This is a genomic window from Aeromonas sp. R10-1, from assembly GCF_040908465.1.
Lineage (GTDB): Bacteria > Pseudomonadota > Gammaproteobacteria > Enterobacterales > Aeromonadaceae > Aeromonas > Aeromonas caviae.
Map to the genome: position 1 here is coordinate 284,809 of NZ_JBFODT010000024.1, position 21,140 is coordinate 305,948.

16 protein-coding genes are annotated in these 21,140 nt (G+C 65.1%); 9 read left to right on the forward strand and 7 right to left on the reverse strand.

The annotated features are described in order from the left end of the window. Positions 1–69: 69 nt before the first annotated feature. The 5 genes from mmsB to AB5Y93_RS12805 form a co-directional block, all read right to left on the reverse strand. Entirely contained in the window at positions 70–990 is a 921-nt protein-coding gene (mmsB, locus tag AB5Y93_RS12785) for a 3-hydroxyisobutyrate dehydrogenase (protein WP_368229516.1), read from the reverse strand. 27 nt (positions 991–1,017) lie between these two features. Continuing rightward, complete coding sequence (locus tag AB5Y93_RS12790) at positions 1,018–2,118, reverse strand: enoyl-CoA hydratase/isomerase family protein (RefSeq protein WP_214004858.1); 1,101 nt, start codon at positions 2,116–2,118, stop codon at positions 1,018–1,020. 78 nt (positions 2,119–2,196) lie between these two features. Beyond that, the gene (locus tag AB5Y93_RS12795; RefSeq protein WP_010674596.1) at positions 2,197–2,988 is read right to left on the reverse strand and encodes an enoyl-CoA hydratase; all 792 of its coding nucleotides are present in this window, start codon (positions 2,986–2,988) and stop codon (positions 2,197–2,199) included. Between the two features lie 118 nt (positions 2,989–3,106). After that, the gene (locus AB5Y93_RS12800) at positions 3,107–4,264 is read right to left on the reverse strand and encodes an acyl-CoA dehydrogenase family protein (RefSeq protein ID WP_368229518.1); all 1,158 of its coding nucleotides are present in this window, start codon (positions 4,262–4,264) and stop codon (positions 3,107–3,109) included. Between the two features lie 81 nt (positions 4,265–4,345). Continuing rightward, positions 4,346–5,857: a CoA-acylating methylmalonate-semialdehyde dehydrogenase gene (locus AB5Y93_RS12805; protein ID WP_368229519.1), complete on the reverse strand. Its 1,512-nt coding sequence runs from the start codon at positions 5,855–5,857 to the stop codon at positions 4,346–4,348. Between the two features lie 256 nt (positions 5,858–6,113). Between AB5Y93_RS12805 and AB5Y93_RS12810 the strand changes: the two genes are divergently transcribed. From AB5Y93_RS12810 to AB5Y93_RS12845, 8 genes are all read left to right on the forward strand, one after another. Next, complete coding sequence (locus AB5Y93_RS12810; RefSeq protein ID WP_368229520.1) at positions 6,114–7,262, forward strand: isovaleryl-CoA dehydrogenase; 1,149 nt, start codon at positions 6,114–6,116, stop codon at positions 7,260–7,262. Beyond that, positions 7,259–8,875, forward strand: coding sequence for a carboxyl transferase domain-containing protein (locus tag AB5Y93_RS12815; protein ID WP_368222857.1), 1,617 nt, complete (start codon positions 7,259–7,261; stop codon positions 8,873–8,875). Before AB5Y93_RS12810 ends, AB5Y93_RS12815 begins: the two co-directional genes overlap by 4 nt. 9 nt (positions 8,876–8,884) lie before the next feature. After that, positions 8,885–9,733: an enoyl-CoA hydratase-related protein gene (locus AB5Y93_RS12820; protein ID WP_124244116.1), complete on the forward strand. Its 849-nt coding sequence runs from the start codon at positions 8,885–8,887 to the stop codon at positions 9,731–9,733. 109 nt (positions 9,734–9,842) lie between these two features. Beyond that, positions 9,843–11,807, forward strand: a complete 1,965-nt coding sequence (locus AB5Y93_RS12825; RefSeq protein ID WP_368229522.1) for a biotin carboxylase N-terminal domain-containing protein — start codon at positions 9,843–9,845, stop codon at positions 11,805–11,807. Then, complete coding sequence (locus tag AB5Y93_RS12830; RefSeq protein WP_368229523.1) at positions 11,804–12,775, forward strand: hydroxymethylglutaryl-CoA lyase; 972 nt, start codon at positions 11,804–11,806, stop codon at positions 12,773–12,775. Before AB5Y93_RS12825 ends, AB5Y93_RS12830 begins: the two co-directional genes overlap by 4 nt. A 54-nt stretch (positions 12,776–12,829) precedes the next feature. Beyond that, positions 12,830–13,243, forward strand: coding sequence for a MerR family DNA-binding transcriptional regulator (locus tag AB5Y93_RS12835; RefSeq protein WP_010674587.1), 414 nt, complete (start codon positions 12,830–12,832; stop codon positions 13,241–13,243). Positions 13,244–13,526: 283 nt separating this feature from the next. Beyond that, positions 13,527–16,421 carry a DUF748 domain-containing protein gene (locus AB5Y93_RS12840; protein WP_368229524.1) on the forward strand — a complete coding sequence of 965 codons (2,895 nt, stop codon included), beginning with the start codon at positions 13,527–13,529 and terminating at the stop codon, positions 16,419–16,421. Between the two features lie 908 nt (positions 16,422–17,329). Beyond that, entirely contained in the window at positions 17,330–17,926 is a 597-nt protein-coding gene (locus AB5Y93_RS12845; protein ID WP_039039055.1) for a GPR1/FUN34/YaaH family transporter, read from the forward strand. Between the two features lie 78 nt (positions 17,927–18,004). Here AB5Y93_RS12845 and AB5Y93_RS12850 read toward each other — a convergent pair whose 3' ends face one another. Together AB5Y93_RS12850 and AB5Y93_RS12855 are read right to left on the reverse strand one after the other, a co-directional pair. Then, positions 18,005–18,814: a zinc-dependent peptidase gene (locus AB5Y93_RS12850; RefSeq protein WP_069651179.1), complete on the reverse strand. Its 810-nt coding sequence runs from the start codon at positions 18,812–18,814 to the stop codon at positions 18,005–18,007. A gap of 18 nt (positions 18,815–18,832) precedes the next feature. Next, positions 18,833–19,201 carry a GNAT family N-acetyltransferase gene (locus tag AB5Y93_RS12855; protein WP_368229613.1) on the reverse strand — a complete coding sequence of 123 codons (369 nt, stop codon included), beginning with the start codon at positions 19,199–19,201 and terminating at the stop codon, positions 18,833–18,835. 373 nt (positions 19,202–19,574) lie between these two features. Between AB5Y93_RS12855 and AB5Y93_RS12860 the strand changes: the two genes are divergently transcribed. After that, a complete protein-coding gene (locus AB5Y93_RS12860; protein ID WP_043156472.1) occupies positions 19,575–21,074 on the forward strand; it encodes a sodium:alanine symporter family protein in 1,500 nt (499 codons plus the stop codon). Positions 21,075–21,140 lie beyond the last annotated feature (66 nt).

Below are 21,140 nucleotides of genomic sequence, written 5' to 3' on the forward strand. Positions count from 1 at the left end.
ATGCTCCTGGTGAGATGGCCGGTGACTGTCGAGTCAAAGACTATCGGGTAAATAGGTAGATAGCGGCCCTTAACTCGGCGCTGTTTTGTCCCGATAGAGCTCGAGGATGCTGGAGAAATCCTTGTTCTCCTGGCCCAGGCTCGCGTGCAGGTTGAAGAGGTTGCGGGCCAGGGCCCCCATGGGCACGGCGCTGTGGGCATGTTCCGCCAACGCCATGGCGAGCCCCAAATCTTTGACCATCAGCCGGGTCATAAAGCCCCCTGTATACCCACGGGATGCCGGCACGTTCTCCATCACCCCGGGCCAGGGGTTGTAGCGCTCGAGGCTCCAGTTGTTGCCCGAACTCTTGCCCATGATGGTGGAGAGCACGGCGGGATCCAGCCCCTCCTTGACCCCGAGCGCCAGCGCCTCGGCGGTGCCGGCCATGTGGATGGCGAGCAGCATGTTGTTGCACATCTTGGCGATCTGGCCGGCGCCGAGGGCCCCGGCGTGAAACAGGTTCTGCCCCATGCAGGCGAGCACGGGTCTGGCCGCTTCAAAATCCGCTTGTTCGCCGCCGACGATGAAGGTAAGCGTGCCCGCCGCCGCACCGGCCACCCCTCCCGAAACGGGGGCATCGAGAAAACGGATGCCGCGCGCCTGCGCCGCCGCCCCCACCTGACGGGCCGAGGCCACGTCTATGGTGGAGCAGTCGATGACCAGGGCACCGGGCGACAGGGCCGCCAGCAGATCCTGGCCGCCCCGCTCACCGACACTCTCCCCCAGCCAGAGGCTGCGCACGTGCTCCCCCGCCGGCAGCATGCTGATGACCAGCTCGCAGCCGCTCACCGCTTCCCGGGCATTCCCGGCGGCAATGCAGCCGGCCTCGATGGCGCGGGTCAGGCTCTCGGGCACCAGATCAAACACCTGCACCCTGTGCCCCGCCCTGGCCAGGTTGGCGGCCATGGGGCCCCCCATGTTGCCAAGCCCGATAAACCCAATCCTTGTCATGGTGTGCTCCTTGTGTGTGATCGCACGTCAGCGGGGGCGCAAGGGGTTGTCACCCTCGGGCCAGCGATAGAAGACATCCAGCCAGGCCTCCCCTACCTGCGGGGCCTGCCAGCGGGGTGATTTGTCCTTGTCGATGAGCAGGGCCCGTACCCCTTCCACAAAATCCCCTTTGAGTACGCAGTTGACCGAGAGGGCCAACTCGTCGGCGAACACCTCGGCCAGGGACTGGCGCCGTGCCTGCCAGAACTGGCGCCAGAGGATGGCACGGCTGATGGGGCTGCCGCGAAGGCAGGTCTCCCGCCCCTGAGCCAGCCCCGGTTCGTCCAGCTCGGCGTCCTCGAGGCGTGCCAGCACCCCTTGCAGGGAGCGGCCGGCCAACAGCGCATCGATGCGTTCCTGGTGGGGCAGCAGTACGGGAGGCGGCAATGCCTGACCAGGGGCCTCCTGCAAATCGGTGAGCAGCGCCTCGATCTGCTCGCCGGGGTCGCCTGCGGACCAGTCGAGGGCGGCGAGGCGCGCCGGCAGCTCCGCCCGCTCGCGGCTCGCCATGGCATGATCCGCGAGCCCCAGGCCGATGGCGTCCGCCCCGTTGAAGCGGGCACCGGTGAGGCCGAGCCAGAGCCCGAGCCGCCCCGGCATCCGGCTCAAAAACCAGCTGGCCCCCACGTCCGGATAGAGGCCGATGGTCACCTCCGGCATGGCGAACAGGCTCTTTTCGGTCACCACCCGAAAACCGGCCCCGGCAAAGAGACCGATGCCGCCCCCCATACAGATGCCGTCCGCCACGCAGACAAGGGGCTTGCCGTAGCAGTGGATGTGGTGATCGAGCTGGTACTCCTGCAGGAAGAAGTCGCTGGCATAGCCGAACAATTCAGAGTGGCTCGCCTCCTGCTTGCGGTAATAAAAGGAGCGGATGTCACCACCGGCGCAGAATGCCTTCTCGCCAGCCCCTTGCAGCAGCACGCAGACGATGGCCGGATCCTGCTCCCAGCGGGTCAACGCAGCCTGCAACAACTGGATCATCTCAAGGCTCAGGGCGTTGAGGGAGGCGGGGCTGTCCAGGGTCAGCATGCCGATGCGGCGGCCATCCGCCGTGGGGCGGGTCTCGATGCGCACGGGCTCACTCATGGGCAGCCCCCGCAGACCGGGTATCTGCCCCTGCGACATGGCGGGTCGCCATCATTACCTCATTCATCCTTCACTCCCTCACTCTTTCGGTTTGGATTGGTCGTAACGCCAGCGCGGGGCACGCTTCTCCAGGAAGGCCGCCACCCCTTCGCGCTGGTTGGCATCGTCAAACAGGGCGAGAAAGAGGCTGCGCTCGAGTGGCAGCGCCGCGTCCCTGTGGGTGCTTCGCCCCTGATTGATGAGCTGTTTGCAGGCACGCAGGGCGCTCGGGCTCTGGCGCTCCACCAGCTGGGCCATCTGCTGCGCCGCCTCCCAGGCGTGCCCCTCGGTCACCACCTCCTCCACCAGCCCCATCTCGTAGGCCAGGGTGGCGCTCACCTTCTCGCCGCAGAGGATCATCCGCTTGGCCCAGCCCGGCCCCACCAGCTCGGTGAGGCGCTGGGTGCCGCCGGCGCAGGGCAGCAAGCCCACCGAGGCCTCCGGCAACCCCAGCTTGGCCTGCTGCTCGGCGATGCGGATGTCGCAGGCCAGCGCGACTTCGAGCCCCCCTCCCATGGCATAACCGTTGATGGCGGCGATGCTGACCCCGTGAAAGCGGGCCAGCGCCTCGAAGGCGTGGCCAAAGGCCTCGGCCACCTCGCGGGCATGCGCCAGGCTGCCGTCGGCGAACATCTTGAGATCGGCGCCGGCGCAGAAGAATTTCTCTCCGGCACCGCGGATCACCAGGGCCACCACGTCGGGGCGACCATCCAGCTCCACCATCATCTGCAAGAAGGCTTTCAGGCTGGCGAGCGTCCAGGTGTTGGCGGGTGGGTGATCGAGGGTGATGTAGGCCACGTGGCCGTGATATTCGAGCCTGATCCTTGTCATTGCGTTGTCCTTGTCAAAAAAACTGCCCCATGATGACAGGGTTGAATGGAGCCAACCTGCACCTGGCTCACAAAGCCTGAGGACGCGCCGACTGCGTCCTCAGAGCAGGCCCCTCCCGCTACTCCAGCGACAGGCCGGGGTCGGCCAGCAGGCGGCGGGCGATGATGAGCCGCATCACTTCATTCGTCCCTTCCAGAATGCGGTGCACCCGGGTGTCGCGCAGATAGCGCTCAAGCGGATACTCGCGGATATAACCATAGCCGCCAAAGAGTTGCAGGGCGTCGTCGCAGATGCGGTGCCCCACATCGGTGGCATAACGCTTGGCCATGGCGCACCAGGCGCTCTTGTCCGGGCTGCCCTCATCGAGTTTGGCGGCCGCCTGGCGCACCAGCAGGCGGGCGGCGGCGAGCTCGGTGGCCATGTCGGCCAGGCGAAACTGCACACTCTGGAATTCGCTGATCGGACGCCCGAATTGCTGACGCTGGCGCACGTGCTCCAACGCGTCGTCCAGGGCCTGCTGGGCTGTGCCCAGAGAACAGCTGGCGATGTTGATGCGCCCCCCATCGAGCGCCTGCATGGCGAACTTGAACCCTTCCCCCTCCTCCCCCAGCCGGAAGCGAGCGGGAATGCGCACGGCATTGAAGTTCACCTCCCGGGTCGGCTGGCTGTTCCAGCCCATCTTCTCCTCCGCCTTGCCGTAGCTCACGCCGAGGGTCTGGGCCGGTACCATGAAGGCAGAGATCCCCTTGGCCCCCTCGCCACCGGTGCGGGCCATCACCACCAGCACGTCTGTGCTGCCGGCGCCCGAGATGAACACCTTGCTGCCGTCGAGGAGGTATTCTTCGCCATCGCGCACGGCGCGGGTCTTGAGGGCCGCAGCGTCGGAGCCCGCCCCTGGCTCGGTGAGGCAGTAGGATCCCAGCAGCTCGCCGCTGGCCAGCCGAGGTACCCACTCCTCGGCCACCTCGGCAGGCAGCCAGCTGCCCAGCATCCAGCTCACCATGTTGTGGATGGTGAGATAGGCGGTGGTGGAGGTGCAGCCCATGGCGAGGCGCTCGAAGATGAGGCTGGCATCGAGCCGGTTCAGGCCCAGACCGTCATACTGCTCCGGGGTATAGAGGCCACACAGGCCCAGCGCCGCCGCCTGCTTGATGGTGGGGATGGGGAACTCGTGCTCCCTGTCCCAGTGCGCGGCATGGGGTTTGAGCGCCAGATCGGCGAAGGCGCCGGCCGACTCGACACAGGCCCGTTGGGATTCGGTCAGGGTAAAATCCATCTTGTTCGCTTCCTTTGTACTTGTTCCGTCGATCCGTTGCTGTCAATAGGGGCGCCCGGGCAAAGTGGGCAACCCCTGCCGTCAGCGCAGCTGAATGGTCATATTGGGGCCGCTGGGAATGTCTTCGTCGAACCAGCGCTCCGTCACCGTCTTGGTCTCGGTGTAAAAACGCACCGCCTGCTTGCCGTAGGCATGCAGATCCCCGTAGAAGGAGCCGCGCCAACCGGTAAAGGAGAAGAACGGCAGCGGCACCGGGATGGGCACGTTGATCCCCACCTGGCCCACCGCCACCTCGTGGCGAAACTTGCGGGCGGCGGCGCCACAGCCGGTGAAGAGGGAGGTGCCGTTGCCGTAGGGGTTGGCGTTGATGAGGGCAAGCGCCTCGTCGAGGCTCTCCACCTCGAGGCAGGCCAGTACGGGCCCGAAGATCTCCTCCTTGTAGATGCGCATCTCGGGGGTCACGCCGCGAAACAGGGTCGGTCCCACCCAGTTGCCCACCGGGTAGCCGGGTACGTCGCAAAAACGGCCGTCCAAGAGGCACTCGGCTCCCTCGGCAATCCCCGCCTCGATAAGCCCCTCCACCCTGACTTTCGCCTCCGGGCTGATGAGGGGGCCATAAGCCGCCTCGGGGTCGTGCCAGACGCCGGGTTTCACCTTGGCGAACTCGGCGGCGAGCTCGGGGATCCACTCCCTGGCGTTCCCCACGAACACCGCCACGCTGATGGCCATGCAGCGCTGACCGGCGGCGCCGACTCCCGCTCCCACGAGGTTGCCGAGTACCTGCGCCTTGTTGGCATCCGGCATGATCACCATGTGGTTCTTGGCGCCGACAAAACACTGGGCGCGCTTGAGCTGCGACGTGGCGCTGCGATATACGTGGCCGCCGACCCGGGCCGAGCCCACGAAACTGACTGCCTTGACATCGGGATGGGCCAGCAGCGCATCCACCTGCTCGGCGCCGCCATGCACCACCGACAGAATGCCCCTGGGGGCCCCCGCCTCGGTAAACAGCTCGGCCAGGCGCATGGGGGTGAGAGGATCCTGCTCGGAGGGCTTGAGCACGAAGCCGTTGCCGCAGGCCACCGCCAGCGGGAACATCCAGAGCGGGATCATGGCCGGAAAGTTGAACGGCGTGATGCCGACGCAGACCCCGAGAGGCTGCACCCAGGAGTGGCCGTCGACCCTGCGCGCCACGTTGCCCATGGTCTCCCCCAGGGTCTGGCTCGCAATGGCGCAGGCCTGCTCCACCACCTCGATGCCGCGCCAGACGTCCCCCTTGGCGTCCGCCAGGTTCTTGCCGGTTTCCTGGGCCAGCAGGGTCGCCAGCTCGTCGTGATGCACTTTCAACAGATGCTGGTAGTTGAACATCACCCGGGCCCGCTCGGAGGTCGGCACCTCTCGCCACAGCAGATAGGCGTCGTGAGCGGTGCGCACCGCCAGCTCAATTTCCGCAGAGGTAGCTTTCGGCACCCGCGCCAGCAGATGCTGGTCCGCCGGGTCGGTCACCTCGATCCACTCGTCGCTTGCGGACGGACACGCCTCGCCACCGATGTAGAGCGGCAGATCCCCGTACTGGGTGTGATGCTGGCTCATGCCCCCCTCCTAGCCCGTTGGCAGGCGATGGCAGGCCACTGCAGGCCGGCCACATCCATGTTGCTGTTGCACATCCTGTTCACTCCTTGCGCTCCTCTGCCCGGGTAGCCCTTGCGACGGGCTGCCATCGAATTTACCTTAGACTAACAACTCATTTACGTTTACGCTAACGTAAACTTGAATCACGAATGGACTGACCAGTCATCACCCTGATGGCAGGGGAAATCGGCAGTCCACTGCACCAAGGAGAGCACGGATGCATGCCCTGATGGATGAAACCCTCCAGGCCCTGACCGAACAGGTCGAGGCTTTCTGCCAGAAAGTGATCGCACCGCGCGCCAGCGAGATCGATCAGAGCAACGCTTTCCCCCGGGATCTCTGGCCTCGGATGGGTGAGCTGGGGCTGCACGGCATCACGGTGGCGGAGGAGTATGACGGGGTGAACCTCGGCTATCTGGCCCATGTGCTGGTGATGGAGCAGGTGAGCCGCGCCAGCGCCTCGGTCGGCCTCTCCTACGGCGCCCACTCCAATCTCTGCATCAATCAGATCCACCGCCACGGCACCCCTGATCAGAAGGCGAGATATCTGCCTGATCTGGTCAGCGGCAAACACGTGGGGGCGCTGGCCATGAGCGAGCCGGGTGCCGGCTCCGACGTGGTCAGCATGCGCCTCACCGCGGTGCGCGAGGGGGATCACTTCGTGCTGAACGGCAACAAGATGTGGATCACAAACGGGCCCGATGCCGACACCTTCGTCATCTATGCCAAGACCGATGCCGCCGCCGGGCCCAAAGGGATTTCCGCCTTTATCGTCGAGGCGGGAACTCCCGGTTTTTCCACCGCCCAGAAGCTCGACAAGCTCGGCATGCGCGGCTCCAGTACCTGCGAGCTGGTGTTCGACAACTGCCGGGTGCCGCAGGAGAACCTGCTGGGCCCCCTGAACGGCGGGGTCAAGGTACTGATGAGCGGTCTGGACTACGAGCGGGTGGTGCTGGCGGCCGGGCCCCTTGGCATCATGCAGGCCAGCATGGACGTGGTGCTCCCCTATGTGCGCGAGCGCAAGCAGTTCGGCCAGGCCATCGGCGAGTTTCAGCTGGTGCAGGGCAAGCTCGCCGACATGTATACCCGCCTCGTCAGCAGCCGGGCGCTGGTCTACTCGGTGGCGAGCGCCTGCGATCAGGGCCGCACCAGCCGCAAGGATTGCGCCGCCGCCATCCTGTTTGCTGCCGAGAACGCCACCCAGATGGCCCTCGATGCCATCCAGCTGCTCGGCGGCAACGGCTACATCAACGAATACCCCACCGGCCGCCTGCTGCGGGACGCCAAGCTCTACGAAATCGGCGCCGGCACCTCGGAGATCCGCCGCTGGCTCATCGGCCGCGAGCTGATGGGAGAGAGCGCATGAGCAGGATCCACTCCCGCCTCGACACCGCGAGCCCCGACTATGAGGCCAATCGGGCCGCCATGCAGGCACTGGTCGACGATCTGAATACCCGCCTGGAGGAGATAGCCCAGGGCGGGGGCGCGGCCAACAACGCCCGCCATCAGGCCCGCGGCAAGCTGCTGCCCCGCGAGCGCATCGACCAGCTGCTGGACCCGGGCTCCCCCTTTCTCGAACTGTCGGCGTTGGCTGGCTGGCAGGTCTATGACGAACCGGTGCCCGCCGCCGGCCTCATCACCGGCATCGGCCGGATCTCGGGGCGCCTGTGCATGCTGGTGGTGAATGACGCCACCGTGAAGGGCGGCACCTACTACCCGCTCACGGTGAAGAAACACCTGCGCGCTCAGGCCATCGCCGAGCGGCTGCGCCTCCCCTGCCTCTATCTGGTGGATTCCGGCGGCGCCTTCCTGCCCATGCAGGACGAGGTATTCCCCGACCGGGAGCATTTTGGCCGCATCTTCTACAACCAGGCTCGCATGTCGGCCCAGAGCATCCCCCAGCTGGCGGTGGTGATGGGGCTCTGTACCGCCGGGGGCGCCTACGTGCCCGCCATGGCGGACGAGTCGATTATGGTCAGGGAACAGGCCACCCTCTTTCTGGCGGGCCCGCCCCTGGTCAAGGCCGCCACCGGCGAGGAGATCAGCGCAGAAGCCCTGGGCGGCGCCGAGGTGCACTGCGTCCACTCCGGGGTGGCGGATCACATGGCCAGGGACGATGCCCATGCCCTGGCCATCGCCCGCACCCTGGTAAGCAACCTGGGGGACAACCAGACGGCGGCGTCACCCGCCCCATCCGCTCCCTCCTATGATGAGCCGCACTACCCCATCGAGGAGCTCTACGGCCTGGTGGGCACCAGTCTCAAGCGCCCCTTTGACGCACGAGAATTGATCGCCCGGCTGGTGGATGGCTCTGTGTTTGACGAATTCAAGGCGTTGTTCGGCACTACCTTGGTGACGGGTTTTTCCCGCATTGAGGGCATGCAGGTGGGGATCCTCGCCAACAACGGCGTGCTGCACAGCGACAGCGCCCAGAAGGGAGCCCACTTCATCCAGCTCTGCAACCAGCGGGGGATCCCGCTGCTGTTTCTGCAAAACATCACCGGCTTTATGGTGGGGAGTACGGCGGAGAAAGAGGGGATCGCCAAGCACGGCGCCAAGCTGGTGACCGCCGTGGCCTGCAGCCGGGTGCCCAAGATCACCCTGATCGTCGGCGGCAGCTTCGGCGCCGGCAACTACGGCATGTGCGGGCGCGCCTATGAACCGGATTTTCTCTTCAGCTGGCCCAACAGCCGCATCTCCGTCATGGGGGGCGAGCAGGCGGCCGGGGTGCTGGTGCAGGTGCGCCGGGACAAGCTCGCCGCCGAGGGCAAGACTCTGGGCGAGTCGGAGGCGGCCGCCATTCGCGCCCCGGTGATCGCGCAATACGAGCGCCAGGGTCACCCCTATTACGCCAGTGCTCGCCTGTGGGATGACGGCGTCATCGACCCGGCCCAGAGCCGCACCGTGCTGGCCCTGGCGCTGGCGGCCTGCCAGGGGGCCGAGCCGGGCCCTCTGCAGTACGGCATCTTCCGGATGTAAGGAGTTCATATGTCAGACCCGCTCTTCAACGATCCCCTTGCCCATTTTCGCCTTGAGCGCCACGGCCCGGTGATCGAGCTGGTGCTCGCCCGCCCGGCCCGTCACAACGCCCTCGATGCCGACCTGATGCAGGGGCTGCTCGACTGCCTCGACGAGCTGGCCCACAGCCAGCCGCTGGCCGACCGCCCCCACGTGCTGCTGCTGCGCGCCGAGGGGCCGCATTTTTGCGCGGGCGCCGATCTCGAGTGGATGCGCAAGATGGCAGGGGAAGCGTTCGACCCCCGCGCCTTTGACAAGAATCGCGAGGACGCCCGGGTGCTGGCCCACCTGATGCAGGCACTGGACGAGCTGCCCTTCCCCACGGTGGCCCTGGTGCAGGGGGCCGCCTACGGCGGAGCCTTAGGCCTTGTCTGCGCCTGCGACATCGTGCTGGCCAGCGAAAATGCCCGCTTCTGCCTCTCCGAGGTGACCCTGGGACTGGTGCCTGCGGTGATCAGCCCCTACGTGGTGCGCGCCATGGGGATGCGCCAGGCCCGCCGCTACATGCTGAGCGCAGAGCCTTTCGATGCCATCACCGCCTGCCGACTCAACGTGGTGCACAGGCTCAGCCAGCCTGATCAGTTGTTGGCGGAGGGACGCGCCATGGCCCTGCGGTTGTGTCGCAACGGCCCCCAGGCGATGAAGGAGACCAAGCGGCTGCTGGCCGCCCTCGAAGGGCGCCCAGGCCACCAGCACGAAGAGCAGACCGTCGAGACCATCGCCCGGGTACGGGTCGGCCTCGAGGCCCAGGAGGGGATCCAGGCCTTCTTCGACAAACGCCCCCCAACCTGGCGCCCCCGTTTCAAGGACGAAGCATGACTCAATACCACCCCATCAAGCACCTGCTGATCGCCAGCGGTGGTCAATATAACTGCAGTGTGGATCAACACGCTTCGCACTTGTGCACCTTGAACAGCAGGGAGTCAGCATGACCCATCACACTCCCATCAAGCGCCTGCTGATCGCCAATCGCGGTGAAATCGCCGTGCGCATCATCAAGACAGCACGGCGCCTCGGCATTCACACCATCGCCCTCTACTCGGACGCCGACGCCCGTGCCATGCATGTGCGCGAAGCCGACGAGGCCTGGCATCTGGGGCCGGCCCCTGCCCGGGAGAGCTACCTCGACACCGGCAAGGTGCTCAAGATTGCCAAAGAGGCGAATGCCGACGCCATCCACCCGGGCTACGGTTTCCTGTCCGAGAACAGCGACTTTGCCACCGCCTGCGAGCAGCGGGGCGTGCGCTTTGTCGGCCCAAGCGGCGCCGCCATCCTCGCCATGGGGGACAAGTCGGGGGCCAAGGGGCTGATGCAGGCAGCCGGCGTCCCCGTGCTGCCCGGTTATCACGGCGCGGATCAGCATCCCGACTTTTTGCGCGATCAGGCGAGCCAGGTGGGCTTCCCGCTCCTTATCAAGGCGGCCAGTGGCGGCGGTGGCAAGGGGATGCGCCGGGTCGATCAGCTGGCCGACTTTGACGACGCCCTGGCGGCGGTCAAGCGGGAGGCGAGTGCCGCCTTTGGCGACGACCATGTGCTGCTGGAGCGCTATCTCCCCCGCGCCCGTCACGTGGAGGTGCAGGTCTTTGCCGATGCCCTTGGCAACGCCATCTATCTGGGGGACAGGGACTGCTCCTTGCAGCGCCGCCACCAGAAGGTGATCGAGGAGGCCCCCGCCCCCGACATCTCCCCTGCCCTGCGCCGCGCCATGGGCGAGGCGGCCGTGGCGGCGGCCAAGGCCATCGCCTATCGGGGGGCCGGCACCATCGAGTTTCTGCTATGCGGGGAGGAGTTCTTCTTCATGGAGATGAACACCCGGTTGCAGGTGGAGCACCCGGTTACCGAGGCCATCACAGGCCAGGATCTGGTGGCCTGGCAGCTGGCGGTGGCCGAGGGCAAACCGCTGCCCCTCACCCAGGAACAGGTGGTGCTGCGTGGCCACGCGGTGGAGGCGCGCCTCTACGCCGAAGACGTGGCCGCCGGTTTTCTGCCAGCGAGCGGCCCCATCCACTGGCTCACCTGGCCCAAGGGGGTGCGCATCGACACCGGCGTCACCGCCGGCGATGGGGTGAGCCCCTATTACGACCCCATGATCGCCAAGCTCGTCGCCCACGCACCGAGCCGCAGCGAAGCCTTTGCCACCCTGGCCGATGCCCTGGCAGCCCTGGATCTTGGCCCTCTGGTGCACAACGGCCCGCTCCTGCAGCGCCTGTGCGAAGCGCCAGAGGTGCTGGCGATGCGCCACCACACCCAGTGGCCCATTCCCACCGACACCCTGCCCGTTCCGGCGCTCGCCTGGCCCCTCGCCACCCTCTGGCTCGCCACTTGCGAGCGCGATGCCTCCCCCTGGCAGCAGGCCGCAGGCTTTCGGCTGGGCCCCACCCGCCGCTTTTGCGCCACGGTGCGCATCGGCGAGGAGACCCGCACTCTCACCCTCGCCGAGCGAGGGGGCGCCCTGCTCTGGCAGGGCGAGCAGATCCCGTTTGAACTCGGGTCAGATCAGATCCGCCTGTGCCAGAGTGGACATTGGCAGCGCTATCCGGTGCAGCCCCTCGGCGAGGGCGCCTATTTGCTGCACCTGGCGGGCAGACGCATCCGCTTCTTGCTCGATGATCAGCATCATCAGCTCCACCATGATCACGACACGAGCCATGTCCCGGGCATCCTGGCCCCCATGCACGGCATCGTGGTGGCGCTGCAGGTCGAGGCCGGCCAGCCGGTCAGCAAGGGGCAACCCCTGCTGGTACTGGAGGCGATGAAGATGGAGCACGTCCTCAAGGCCGACCGGGACGGGGTGATTGAGGCCCTGCAGTGCCGCCAGGGGGAACAAGTGAGCCAGGGCGCCGTGCTGGTGCGCTTTGCCGAGGACCATACCGCGCAGGAGGAGCGCTCATGAGCCACACGCACGAGAACCGGGACGACAAGGTCAGCCTGGTGGAGATGGGGCCGCGGGACGGCCTGCAAAATGAAGCTGCGACCCTCTCCCTGGCGCAGCGGCTGGCGCTCATCGCCCGCCTGGCCGAGAGCGGGTTGCAGCGCATCGAGGTGGGGGCCTTCGTGTCGCCCAAAAAGGTGCCGCAGATGGCGGATTCCGCCGCACTGTTCAACGCCCTGCCGCGCAGGGGGCCGACCCGCTATGGCGCCCTGGTGCCCAATCTGCAGGGTCTGCAGGCCGCCGTCGCCGCACGCGCCGACGAGATAGGTCTCTTCACCGCCTGCTCGGACGGCTTCACCCGAGCCAACATCGGCATCAACGTGGAGGAGTCCCTGGTGCGCTTCGCTCCCCTGGTGCAGGAGGCGCGCAGCCTCGGCATCAAGGTGCGCGGCTACCTCTCCACCGTCATCGCCTGCCCGTTCGACGGCCCGACCCGCCCGAAACGGGTCGCCGCCCTGGCCGAGCGGCTGCTGGATCTGGGCTGCCACGAAATATCCCTCGGCGACACCATCGGCGTCGGCACCCCGGGCACCGTGGCTCCCATGCTGGATGCGGTACTGCACGAGATCCCGGCGGGCCGGCTTGCTGTTCATTTTCACGACACCTATGGCCAGGGGCTGGCCAACCTGCTGCCGGCGCTCGAGCGCGGCATCCGCACCATCGACTGCTCGGTGGCCGGGCTCGGCGGCTGCCCCTATGCCCCCGGCGCCTCCGGCAATGTGGCGTCGGAAGAGGTGGTCTATCTGCTGCACGGCCTTGGCATGAGCACCGGCGTCGATCTCGACCAGCTGGCCGCCACCGGCCAGTGGGTGAGCGAGCTGCTGGGGCGCCCCAACGGCTCCCGGGTCGGCCAGGCACTGCACGGGAGGGGACGGCGCCTAGCACAAGAGCGCGAGCAGCGCACCCCGGGAGGCCATCATGCATCATGACCCCGGCCCTTGCCGCGGGGCCAGGACCCCGCCAGCTCATCAGGAGGGCGCACCATGAGAGCCAGACACGCCAGTGGCAAGGAGAGGACCTACAGCATCTCGGAGCTGGCCCAGGAGTTCGACATCACCCCCCGCACCATCCGCTATTACGAGGACGAGGGGCTCATCACCCCGACCCGGGAGGGGCAGACCCGCATCTACAGCCACAAGGACAGGATCCGCCTGAAATTGACCCTGCGCGGCAAGCGCCTCGGGTTCAGCCTGGCGGAGATCCGCGAGCTGTTCGACATGTACGACACCGACCGCTCCAGCCGGATGCAGCTTCACTCCATGATCCAGCTCATCGAGGCCAGACGCCACTCCCTGCGCCAGCAACTGGAGGACATCCAGATGGTGATGGCCGAGCTCGATGCCGCCGAGCAGCGCTGCATCCACTCCCTCGGCGGCTTGAAAACCGACGGGGATTGACAGACTCTGGGGGTATCTCGCCCCCGGTATCCCGGTTTTCCAGTGGATATCCGCAGTGGCAGGCCCTGACCCGGCAACCCCCTTGTTCCCCACATCGCCCGTCACGGCATGCCGGACAGACTGGGCGGTTTGGGCAAGCGGCGAGGTGGGGCAAACGGGGAAAATCCGGCCTTGGTCGCACAATAATTCCCCAGCCCGGTCAGAGTGCGGCGCACCTCATGAGTCCTTCCCATGAACCGGGCACGATTAATTGCTACCATATGCGCATCAAATGGAGACCATCATGCTCAAGCCTCTGCCCGCTCGTCTGCTGCGCTATGCCCTCTATCTTCTCGCGCTCCTGCTCATCGGCATCACCATCCTGCTCTGGCAGGCGCCGACCCTCATCCAGCGCCATCTCCCCGGCTGGCTTGCCACCCATTACGGTCTGCACCTCTCCCTTGGCAAGATAGAGGTGGGGATCCGCTCCCCCTCCCTCGTGCTGGGGCCCAGCGCCCTGCTCGATGACCAGCAGCAAACGCTGGTGTCATTTGAAGAGCTGAAGCTCATTCCCGCCTTGAAAGCGAGCTGGCAGCAGCGCGCCCTGGTACTGGAAGAGGCCACCCTGACCGCCCCCAGGGCAGATCTGGTGCGCCTCGAGGATCTCAAGGGGGAGGCACGCTTCAACTTGACCGATGCACTGGCCTCCCTGCTCGCCCCTGCGCCGGAGCAAACGCCGCCAGCTAGCGCCGAGCCCGTGCTGGTGACCATCGGCAAGCTGTCCGTCGAGCAGGGCCGGCTCAGCTACCGGGACAGCCGCAAGCCCAACCGCCCGGGGTGGGTGCCGCCCCTCACCCTGGACAAGCTCACCCTGCACCTGCCCGGCTTTTCCACCGCAGAGGGGGTGCTCAACCCCTATCGCCTGAACGCCACCGTCAACGAGAAGAGCCCCCTCAAGGCCGAAGGGGAGTTCGACATGATGAGCGGCGCCGGCAAGGGCAACCTCAGCCTTGGCAAGGTGGCCATCGCCCCCTTCGCCCCCCTCTGGGCCCCCTATCTCAAGGCGACCCTCGCCAAAGGGGAGGCCAGCGCCGAGCTCGCCTATCGCCTCACCCAGGGCAAGCAGGGACTGGACTGGCAGTTGTCAAAGGGCAAGCTGACCCTGGCCAACTGGCAGCTCACACGCAACAAGGGGGAGGAATTTGCCCGCTTCAAGCAGTTGGCACTGACCGGGATCCGCATCGATGGCAACAAGCAGCGCCTTGAGCTCGATGCCGCCATCCTCAAGAGCCCGGCCATCACCGCCGTCCTCGACCACCAGCAACAACTGGATCTCGCGGACCTGCTGATCCCCCAGAAGACCCCCAAGGGGGGCAAACAACCGGCCACCCCCGCCAAGCCCTGGCAATGGGCCCTCAAGCAGACCCGCATCGACCAGGGCAGCCTCACCCTGACCGAAGCCACCAGCGGCAAGCCCCTGAAACGGGCCATCTCCGCCCTCGCCCTCACCCTGGGGCCCCTTGGCAGCCAGGCCGCCCAACCCAGCCCCCTCACCCTCAACGCAGCCCTCGACACCAGGACGACGGTGGCGTTTGACGGCACCCTGGGGCTGACCCCCTTCACCCTGAACGGCGCCATCCGCCAGCAGGGGCTGCCGCTGACCCTGGCTCAACCCTACCTGCAGGATCTGCTGCGTATCAGCGTGCGGGACGGCGAGCTTGCCAGCCGCACCAGGCTGGACCTGGCCACCGACCGCCAGGGGGCCATCAGCAAGCTGGAGATAAGCGGTGGACTCGAGGTCGCGGGGCTCAACGTGCTGGATCGGGCCGACAACCAGCGCCTGCTCCAGATAGAGAATCTGCAACTGAGCGGTCTGCACTATGATGGCCTTAGCCAGCAACTGCGTATCGCCGACATCCTGCTCAGCAAACCCTATGCCCGCATCGAGATCAACGAAGAGGGGATCACCAACGTGCAGCAACTGCTGCTGCCGCAACCCGCCGCGAACGCCAGGGAGAGCGCCCCCGCCCCGCACATCGTCATCGATCAGATCCGTACCGCCCAAGGCAACCTGCGCTTCGCCGATCGCAGCCTGAGCCCGGAGTTCGTGGTGGACATCGCCTCCCTTGACGGCCAGAGCCGCCATATCAGCAACACCCCGGGGCAGCGCTCCGAGCTCGCCTTCAACGGCAAGGTGGACCGCTATGCCCCCGTCACCATCCGGGGGGGCGCCAACCTGCTCATCGAGGATCCCGTGCTGGACGTGGCCGTGGCCTTCAACAATCTGGAGCTCACCACCTTCACCCCCTACTCCAGCACCTATGCAGGCTATGCCATCGACAAGGGGCAGCTCTCCATGAAGCTCAACTACAAGCTGCAGGGCAACCGGCTGGAGGGGGACAACGACATCACCATCAAGAAGCTGCAACTCGGGGAGAAGGTCAAGAGCGAGCAGGCCAAGGATCTGCCCCTCGGCCTCGCCATCGCCCTGCTGAGCGATTCGAACGGCGTCATCAAGATGAACCTCAAGGTGAAGGGCAATCTGGATCAGCCTGATTTCAGCCTGGGCAACATCTTCTGGGACGTGCTCGGCAATACCCTCGGCAAGGCCATCACATCCCCCTTCTCCCTGCTTGCGTCCCTGACGGGGGGCACCAAGGATCTCGACGAGCTCCCCTTCCTGCCTGGCGATCCCGCCCTGACCCCGACCCAGCAGACCAAGCTGACCACCCTCGCCCAGGCCCTCAAGGAGAGGCCCAAGCTCAGCATGAACATCCGCGGCAAGGTCAACTTCAACGAAGAGCGCCCCATCCTCCAGCGCCAGAAGCTTGAGCGGCTGCTGGCCAAGACCACCGGCAGCCCGGTGGATTTGACGCTGCTGGAGCAGGATCCCGCCATGCAATCCGCACTGGCAGAGGCCTATGAAGCCAAGTTCAACGAAGATCTCGGGGATCTGGCCAACCGGTTGCAACTCGATGAAGGGAGCGAGGCCCTGCGCGCCCAGGCGGTGCTCCTACTGCGGGATCAGCAGCTCATCACCGCCAAGTCCCTGCGAAACCTCGCCATGCGCCGCGCCCAGAACACCAAGGAGTATCTGGTGGATACCCAGGGCATCGCGCCGGAGCGCCTCTTCGTGCTCGACAGCCAGGTGAAGGAGACGGACAAGGAAGCCAAGGTGGTGCTGACCCTGGACAACTGATCCGGCGCCCGCCGGATACCCCTCTTGTTTGCCCCGACGGCACATGGCCCGAGGGGCTCCCTCCCCTGACCCCTTCCATCAGGATATGTCTCTCGCTAGCCGTCCCGAACAATCCGGTTATCCCTTTATCCAGCATGTCGGCATGTCAAAATAGATGGCCCGATCAGATAGACAGTGTCTAATCGGGCCAATCCTGAACACCCTCTCGCGCACGCCACAGGGCCAACCCCGCGCCCCCCTTACATTTCGAAGCGTCTTCACAGGAGCTGCCGTGTCTGCATGTTGAAGCCTCCGGCCACAGGGCAATCCCTTGGCCCAACCTCTTGCGTCTCGGTTTTTGTCATCTGGGCCCATGGCCCATCCCGCCTCTGGCTTTTTGACAAGGGCAGCCTCTGATCCTGCCCGTTAATCTTGCGCCCCTTTCGCCCGTGGCAGTCAACACGGCGCGCTTGCGAGTTTCTCTGGCGCCCCGCCCTTATGTAGGGAACACGGTGGCGAGCGCGGGGTTGACGAGAAAATGGGGAGCGCAACGGACACTGCGATGGCAAGCGATACGGGAGGCCGATGGGCTACAAACAGGAGGTAAACACTCCTGTCTGATGGCATATGAACTCATTTTTCAATCAAGCCGCCATGACGCGACCATCCGGGGCGCGTTTCCCTCACCAATCCCAGTCACCATCATCGTTGCCGACTTTCATGCCAAGGTGCCTTTTATACAAAATTGCAACGTTGAAAACGTTTTTCATTCACCGCTCGTCTACCTGAATGGCACGAATGGTTGGCCACTTAAACTTTCGTGTTCTTTTTTTACCATTTCTGTGTGTCCCCCCCTTGCCCGGGACCCTGAGCCTGCCTAAAATCGCGCGTCTTTTATCAACCCCACCTCTATTGTTGGAGAACACCACGTGAGCGAAAAATTGGCCAACCCTGCCCCTCTGGGTCTGATGGGTTTCGGTATGACCACCATTCTGCTGAACATCCATAACGCAGGTTTCTTCCCCATCAGCGCCATGATCCTGGCCATGGGTCTGTGCTATGGCGGTCTGGCCCAGATCATCGCCGGCATCATGGAGTACAAGCGTGGCAACACCTTCGGTGTCACCGCCTTCATCTCCTACGGCACCTTCTGGTGGAGCCTGGTGTTCCTGCTGGTGATGCCGACGATGGGTCTGGCCGAGGCCACCCCCCACGCCTACATGGGCTGGTACCTGCTGATGTGGGGCATGTTCACCCTGTTCATGCTGATCGGGACCGTCAACTTCCCCCGCGTGAAGCAGTTCGTGTTCGCCTCCCTGACCGTGCTGTTCTTCCTGCTGGCCGCCCGTGACTTCACCGGCAGCACCCTGATCGGCACCATCGCCGGTTTCGAAGGCATCATCTGCGGCGCCAGCGCCATCTACCTGGCCATGGCCACCGTGATCAACGAGCAGTTCGGTCGCACCGTGCTGCCCATCGGCGAGCAGAAGAAAGCCGCTCCCGTCGAGCTCAAAGCCGCTGCCTAAGCACCCGGCGACATCGCTGTCACGAAAAAGGCACCCTCGGGTGCCTTTTGTGTTTCTGCCGCCCGGACACAGTGCCGGTCAGCCCTGCGCCCCGGGATCCCCAGCCAGCAATCGGGTGGCCGGGTAGCGGCCTGCGGGATCCTGGCCATAGAAGCGGGCGAACTGGTCATAGACCGCGGGGTAGACGGCACGCAGACGCAACGGATCGGTGAAGAAGCTCTCGCTGCACACCGCGAAGAACTCGGCGGGGTGCGAGGCGGCGTAGGGGTCTATCTCGGTCACCTCCTCTCTGGTCAACTGATCGTTCATCTCGTCAAACGCACCTTGCAGCGCCCGGGTCCATTGCTGGGGATCCATGCCCCGCGGCAGGGGCGGTGCACCGTCCGCATCCCCTCCCAGCATGTCGAGCTTGTGGGCAAGCTCATGGATCACCAGGTTGAATCCGTCCCAGTCCCCGTCCTGCTGCAATTCGCTCCAGGCCAGCACCAGTGGCCCCTGGGGCCAGGATTCACCGGCGTTCTCCTCTTCAAATTCGCTCACCAGCCCGAACTCGTCCTGCACCTCCTGACGACGGGTCACGGGCTCGGGGATGATGATCACCTCGTGGAAACCTCGATACCAATCGAACCCCAGGTGCAGGATGGGCAGCACTGCCTGCAGGGCCAGCACCCCCTGCTGGCGGGGCGTCAGTTCCACCCCGATCTGGGTGAGGGTCTTGCGCGAGAGAAAATGGCGCGCCAGCTCCATCAGCTTCTGCGCCTCTTCTTCTTCAAGCCCCTGCAAGATGGGCACCGCCGCCAGCGCCTCGCGCCACTCCTGCTCTTCTGGGAGACGGGGCTCCCGGGGAGATGCACCACCCAATACCTCTTTCAACCTGGACCAGAACACACGGACTCCTCTTGCCAATCAGACAGCTTTCACAAAACGTTTCGGACGCTCGCAATACCCTTGCGCCAGATAAAATCGGTGCGCCCCTTCGCGCTTGAGGCTGCTGGAGAGCTCCAGCTGGCCGCACCCCATAGCGGCTGCCCGTTGCTCTGCCGCCACCAGCAGCAGGGCCCCGATGCCCCCTCCCCTTGCACCCTCATCGACAACCAGCGCCGAGATCAGGCCCCAGGCTGGTGCAAGGTGCATGGGCTGCAGGCGATGCCACACCAGCACCCCCACCGGGATCCCCTCGCACAGGGCCACCAGTACCTCCCGCGCCGGATCGGGCTGGGCCAGCCTGGCGCTGACCGCCCCGTCAGGGTTGGGGTAGCCCAGCTGGGCAAACAACCCCGTCAATCCGGCCCCATCCGCCTCCCCGGCGAGGCGAATGATGTATCTGTTTTCCCTTGTTGCCACTCCTGGCCTCCTATTTGCATTACCTCAATCAGCCCTCTGGGCATGGCAAAGCGGCAGATGATGGGTATGTACCGAATCTTGTCCAGTTCCATTCACCATTTGTTAATGTCAATTCACAAATTAACAAAGTCACAACACTTTTCACTAGGAAGGCCCTGAACAAACCGATATGTTAAATCCCGCGGACTAACCAGTCGAAAGTCCCGCACAACCCAGAGTGACCCCCTTGGTCACCATATAATTCAATGTTAGGGCAGCGAGGCACAGACCTCGCCAAGACAGCGCAACAAAGGAGTTGTTGTACATGAATGAGATCGTCAATGCCATCAATGGCGTGATTTGGAGCCCTGCGCTCATCTATCTGTGTCTGGGGGTGGGCCTCTACTTCTCCCTGCGCAGCCGTTTCCTGCAACTGCGTCACTTGAAAGGCATGATACGCCTGATGTTTCAGGGCAAGGGCAACGATGCCGGTGTCTCCTCCTTCCAGGCACTCTCCATGACCCTGGCCGGTCGCGTCGGTACCGGCAACATCGCCGGTGTGGCCACTGCCATCACCTTCGGCGGCCCGGGCGCCCTGTTCTGGATGTGGATGGTCGCCTTCCTCGGCGCCAGCTCCGCCTTCGTGGAGTCCACCCTGGGTCAGGTCTACAAGGAGAAGATCAACGGTGAATACCGCGGCGGCCCGGCCTTCTACATCGAGAAGGGCCTGGGCATGAAGTGGTATGCCTGGACCTTCGCCATCGCCACCATCTTCGCCTGCGGCGTGCTGCTGCCGGGCGTGCAAGCCAACTCCATCGGCTCCAGCCTGCAGACCGCCTTTGACATCGATCCGAACGTCACCGCCGCCGGTCTGGCGCTGCTGCTCGGTTTCATCATCTTCGGCGGCGTCAAACGCATCGCCAACTTCGCCAGTACCGTGGTGCCCTTCATGGCACTGGGTTACATCATCGTCGCCTGCGTCATCATCGCCCTGAACATCGGCCAACTGCCGGGCGTGATCCTGCTCATCTGGAAGAGTGCCTTCGGGATGGAAGCCGGCTTCGGCGCCATTCTGGGTCTGGCCATCATGTGGGGTGTCAAGCGCGGGGTCTACTCCAACGAAGCCGCCCAGGGGACTGGCCCCCACGCCTCCTCCGCCGCGGCGGTGAGCCACCCGGCCAAGCAGGGCCTGGTGCAGGCGTTCTCCGTCTACATCGACACCCTGTTCGTCTGCTCCGCCACCGGCTTCATGCTGCTCATCACCGGCCTGTACAACGTGCAGGGCCCGGACGGTGCCGCCCTCTACACCGGCATCGCCGGCATCGCGGCAGGCCCCGGCTATGTGCAGACCGCCATGGAAAGCATGATGCCAGGCTTTGGCAACTACTTCGTCGCCATCGCCCTGTTCTTCTTCGCCTTCACCACCATCGTGGCCTACTACTACATCGCCGAAACCAACATCGCTTTTGTCAACCGCAAGATTAACCGCCCCTGGCTCACCTTCCTGCTGAAGATTGCGCTGATGGCTGCCACCGTCTACGGCACCGTCAAGACCGCCGATCTGGCCTGGGGCCTGGGTGACATCGGGGTCGGCCTGATGGCCTGGCTCAACATCGGTGCCATCCTGATGCTGCAAAAGCCGGCTTTCGCCTGCCTCAAGGACTACGAGGCACAGCTGGCCAAGGGTCTGGATCCCGTGTTCCACCCGGAAAAGCTCGGCATCAAGAACGCGGACTACTGGATTGAAAACCGCGCCGAAGTGAACCTGATGCGCGAGCAAACCGGCCACCCCTTCGAGGCGGACCCGGATACCGTTGCCAAGTAATCAGACGGCACAATGCAAAATGGCAGCTTCGGCTGCCATTTTCATTTGCGTTGCATGGGTGAGGGG

What these genes read in the sequence shown, in the direction of transcription:
- mmsB (WP_368229516.1), bottom strand. Translation starts at nt 990, where the DNA reads ATGACAAGGATTGGGTTTATCGGGCTTGGCAACATGGGGGGCCCCATG.
- AB5Y93_RS12790 (WP_214004858.1), bottom strand. Translation starts at nt 2,118, where the DNA reads ATGAGTGAGCCCGTGCGCATCGAGACCCGCCCCACGGCGGATGGCCGC.
- AB5Y93_RS12795 (WP_010674596.1), bottom strand. Translation starts at nt 2,988, where the DNA reads ATGACAAGGATCAGGCTCGAATATCACGGCCACGTGGCCTACATCACC.
- AB5Y93_RS12800 (WP_368229518.1), bottom strand. Translation starts at nt 4,264, where the DNA reads ATGGATTTTACCCTGACCGAATCCCAACGGGCCTGTGTCGAGTCGGCC.
- AB5Y93_RS12805 (WP_368229519.1), bottom strand. Translation starts at nt 5,857, where the DNA reads ATGAGCCAGCATCACACCCAGTACGGGGATCTGCCGCTCTACATCGGT.
- AB5Y93_RS12810 (WP_368229520.1), top strand. Translation starts at nt 6,114, where the DNA reads ATGCATGCCCTGATGGATGAAACCCTCCAGGCCCTGACCGAACAGGTC.
- AB5Y93_RS12815 (WP_368222857.1), top strand. Translation starts at nt 7,259, where the DNA reads ATGAGCAGGATCCACTCCCGCCTCGACACCGCGAGCCCCGACTATGAG.
- AB5Y93_RS12820 (WP_124244116.1), top strand. Translation starts at nt 8,885, where the DNA reads ATGTCAGACCCGCTCTTCAACGATCCCCTTGCCCATTTTCGCCTTGAG.
- AB5Y93_RS12825 (WP_368229522.1), top strand. Translation starts at nt 9,843, where the DNA reads ATGACCCATCACACTCCCATCAAGCGCCTGCTGATCGCCAATCGCGGT.
- AB5Y93_RS12830 (WP_368229523.1), top strand. Translation starts at nt 11,804, where the DNA reads ATGAGCCACACGCACGAGAACCGGGACGACAAGGTCAGCCTGGTGGAG.
- AB5Y93_RS12835 (WP_010674587.1), top strand. Translation starts at nt 12,830, where the DNA reads ATGAGAGCCAGACACGCCAGTGGCAAGGAGAGGACCTACAGCATCTCG.
- AB5Y93_RS12840 (WP_368229524.1), top strand. Translation starts at nt 13,527, where the DNA reads ATGCTCAAGCCTCTGCCCGCTCGTCTGCTGCGCTATGCCCTCTATCTT.
- AB5Y93_RS12860 (WP_043156472.1), top strand. Translation starts at nt 19,575, where the DNA reads ATGAATGAGATCGTCAATGCCATCAATGGCGTGATTTGGAGCCCTGCG.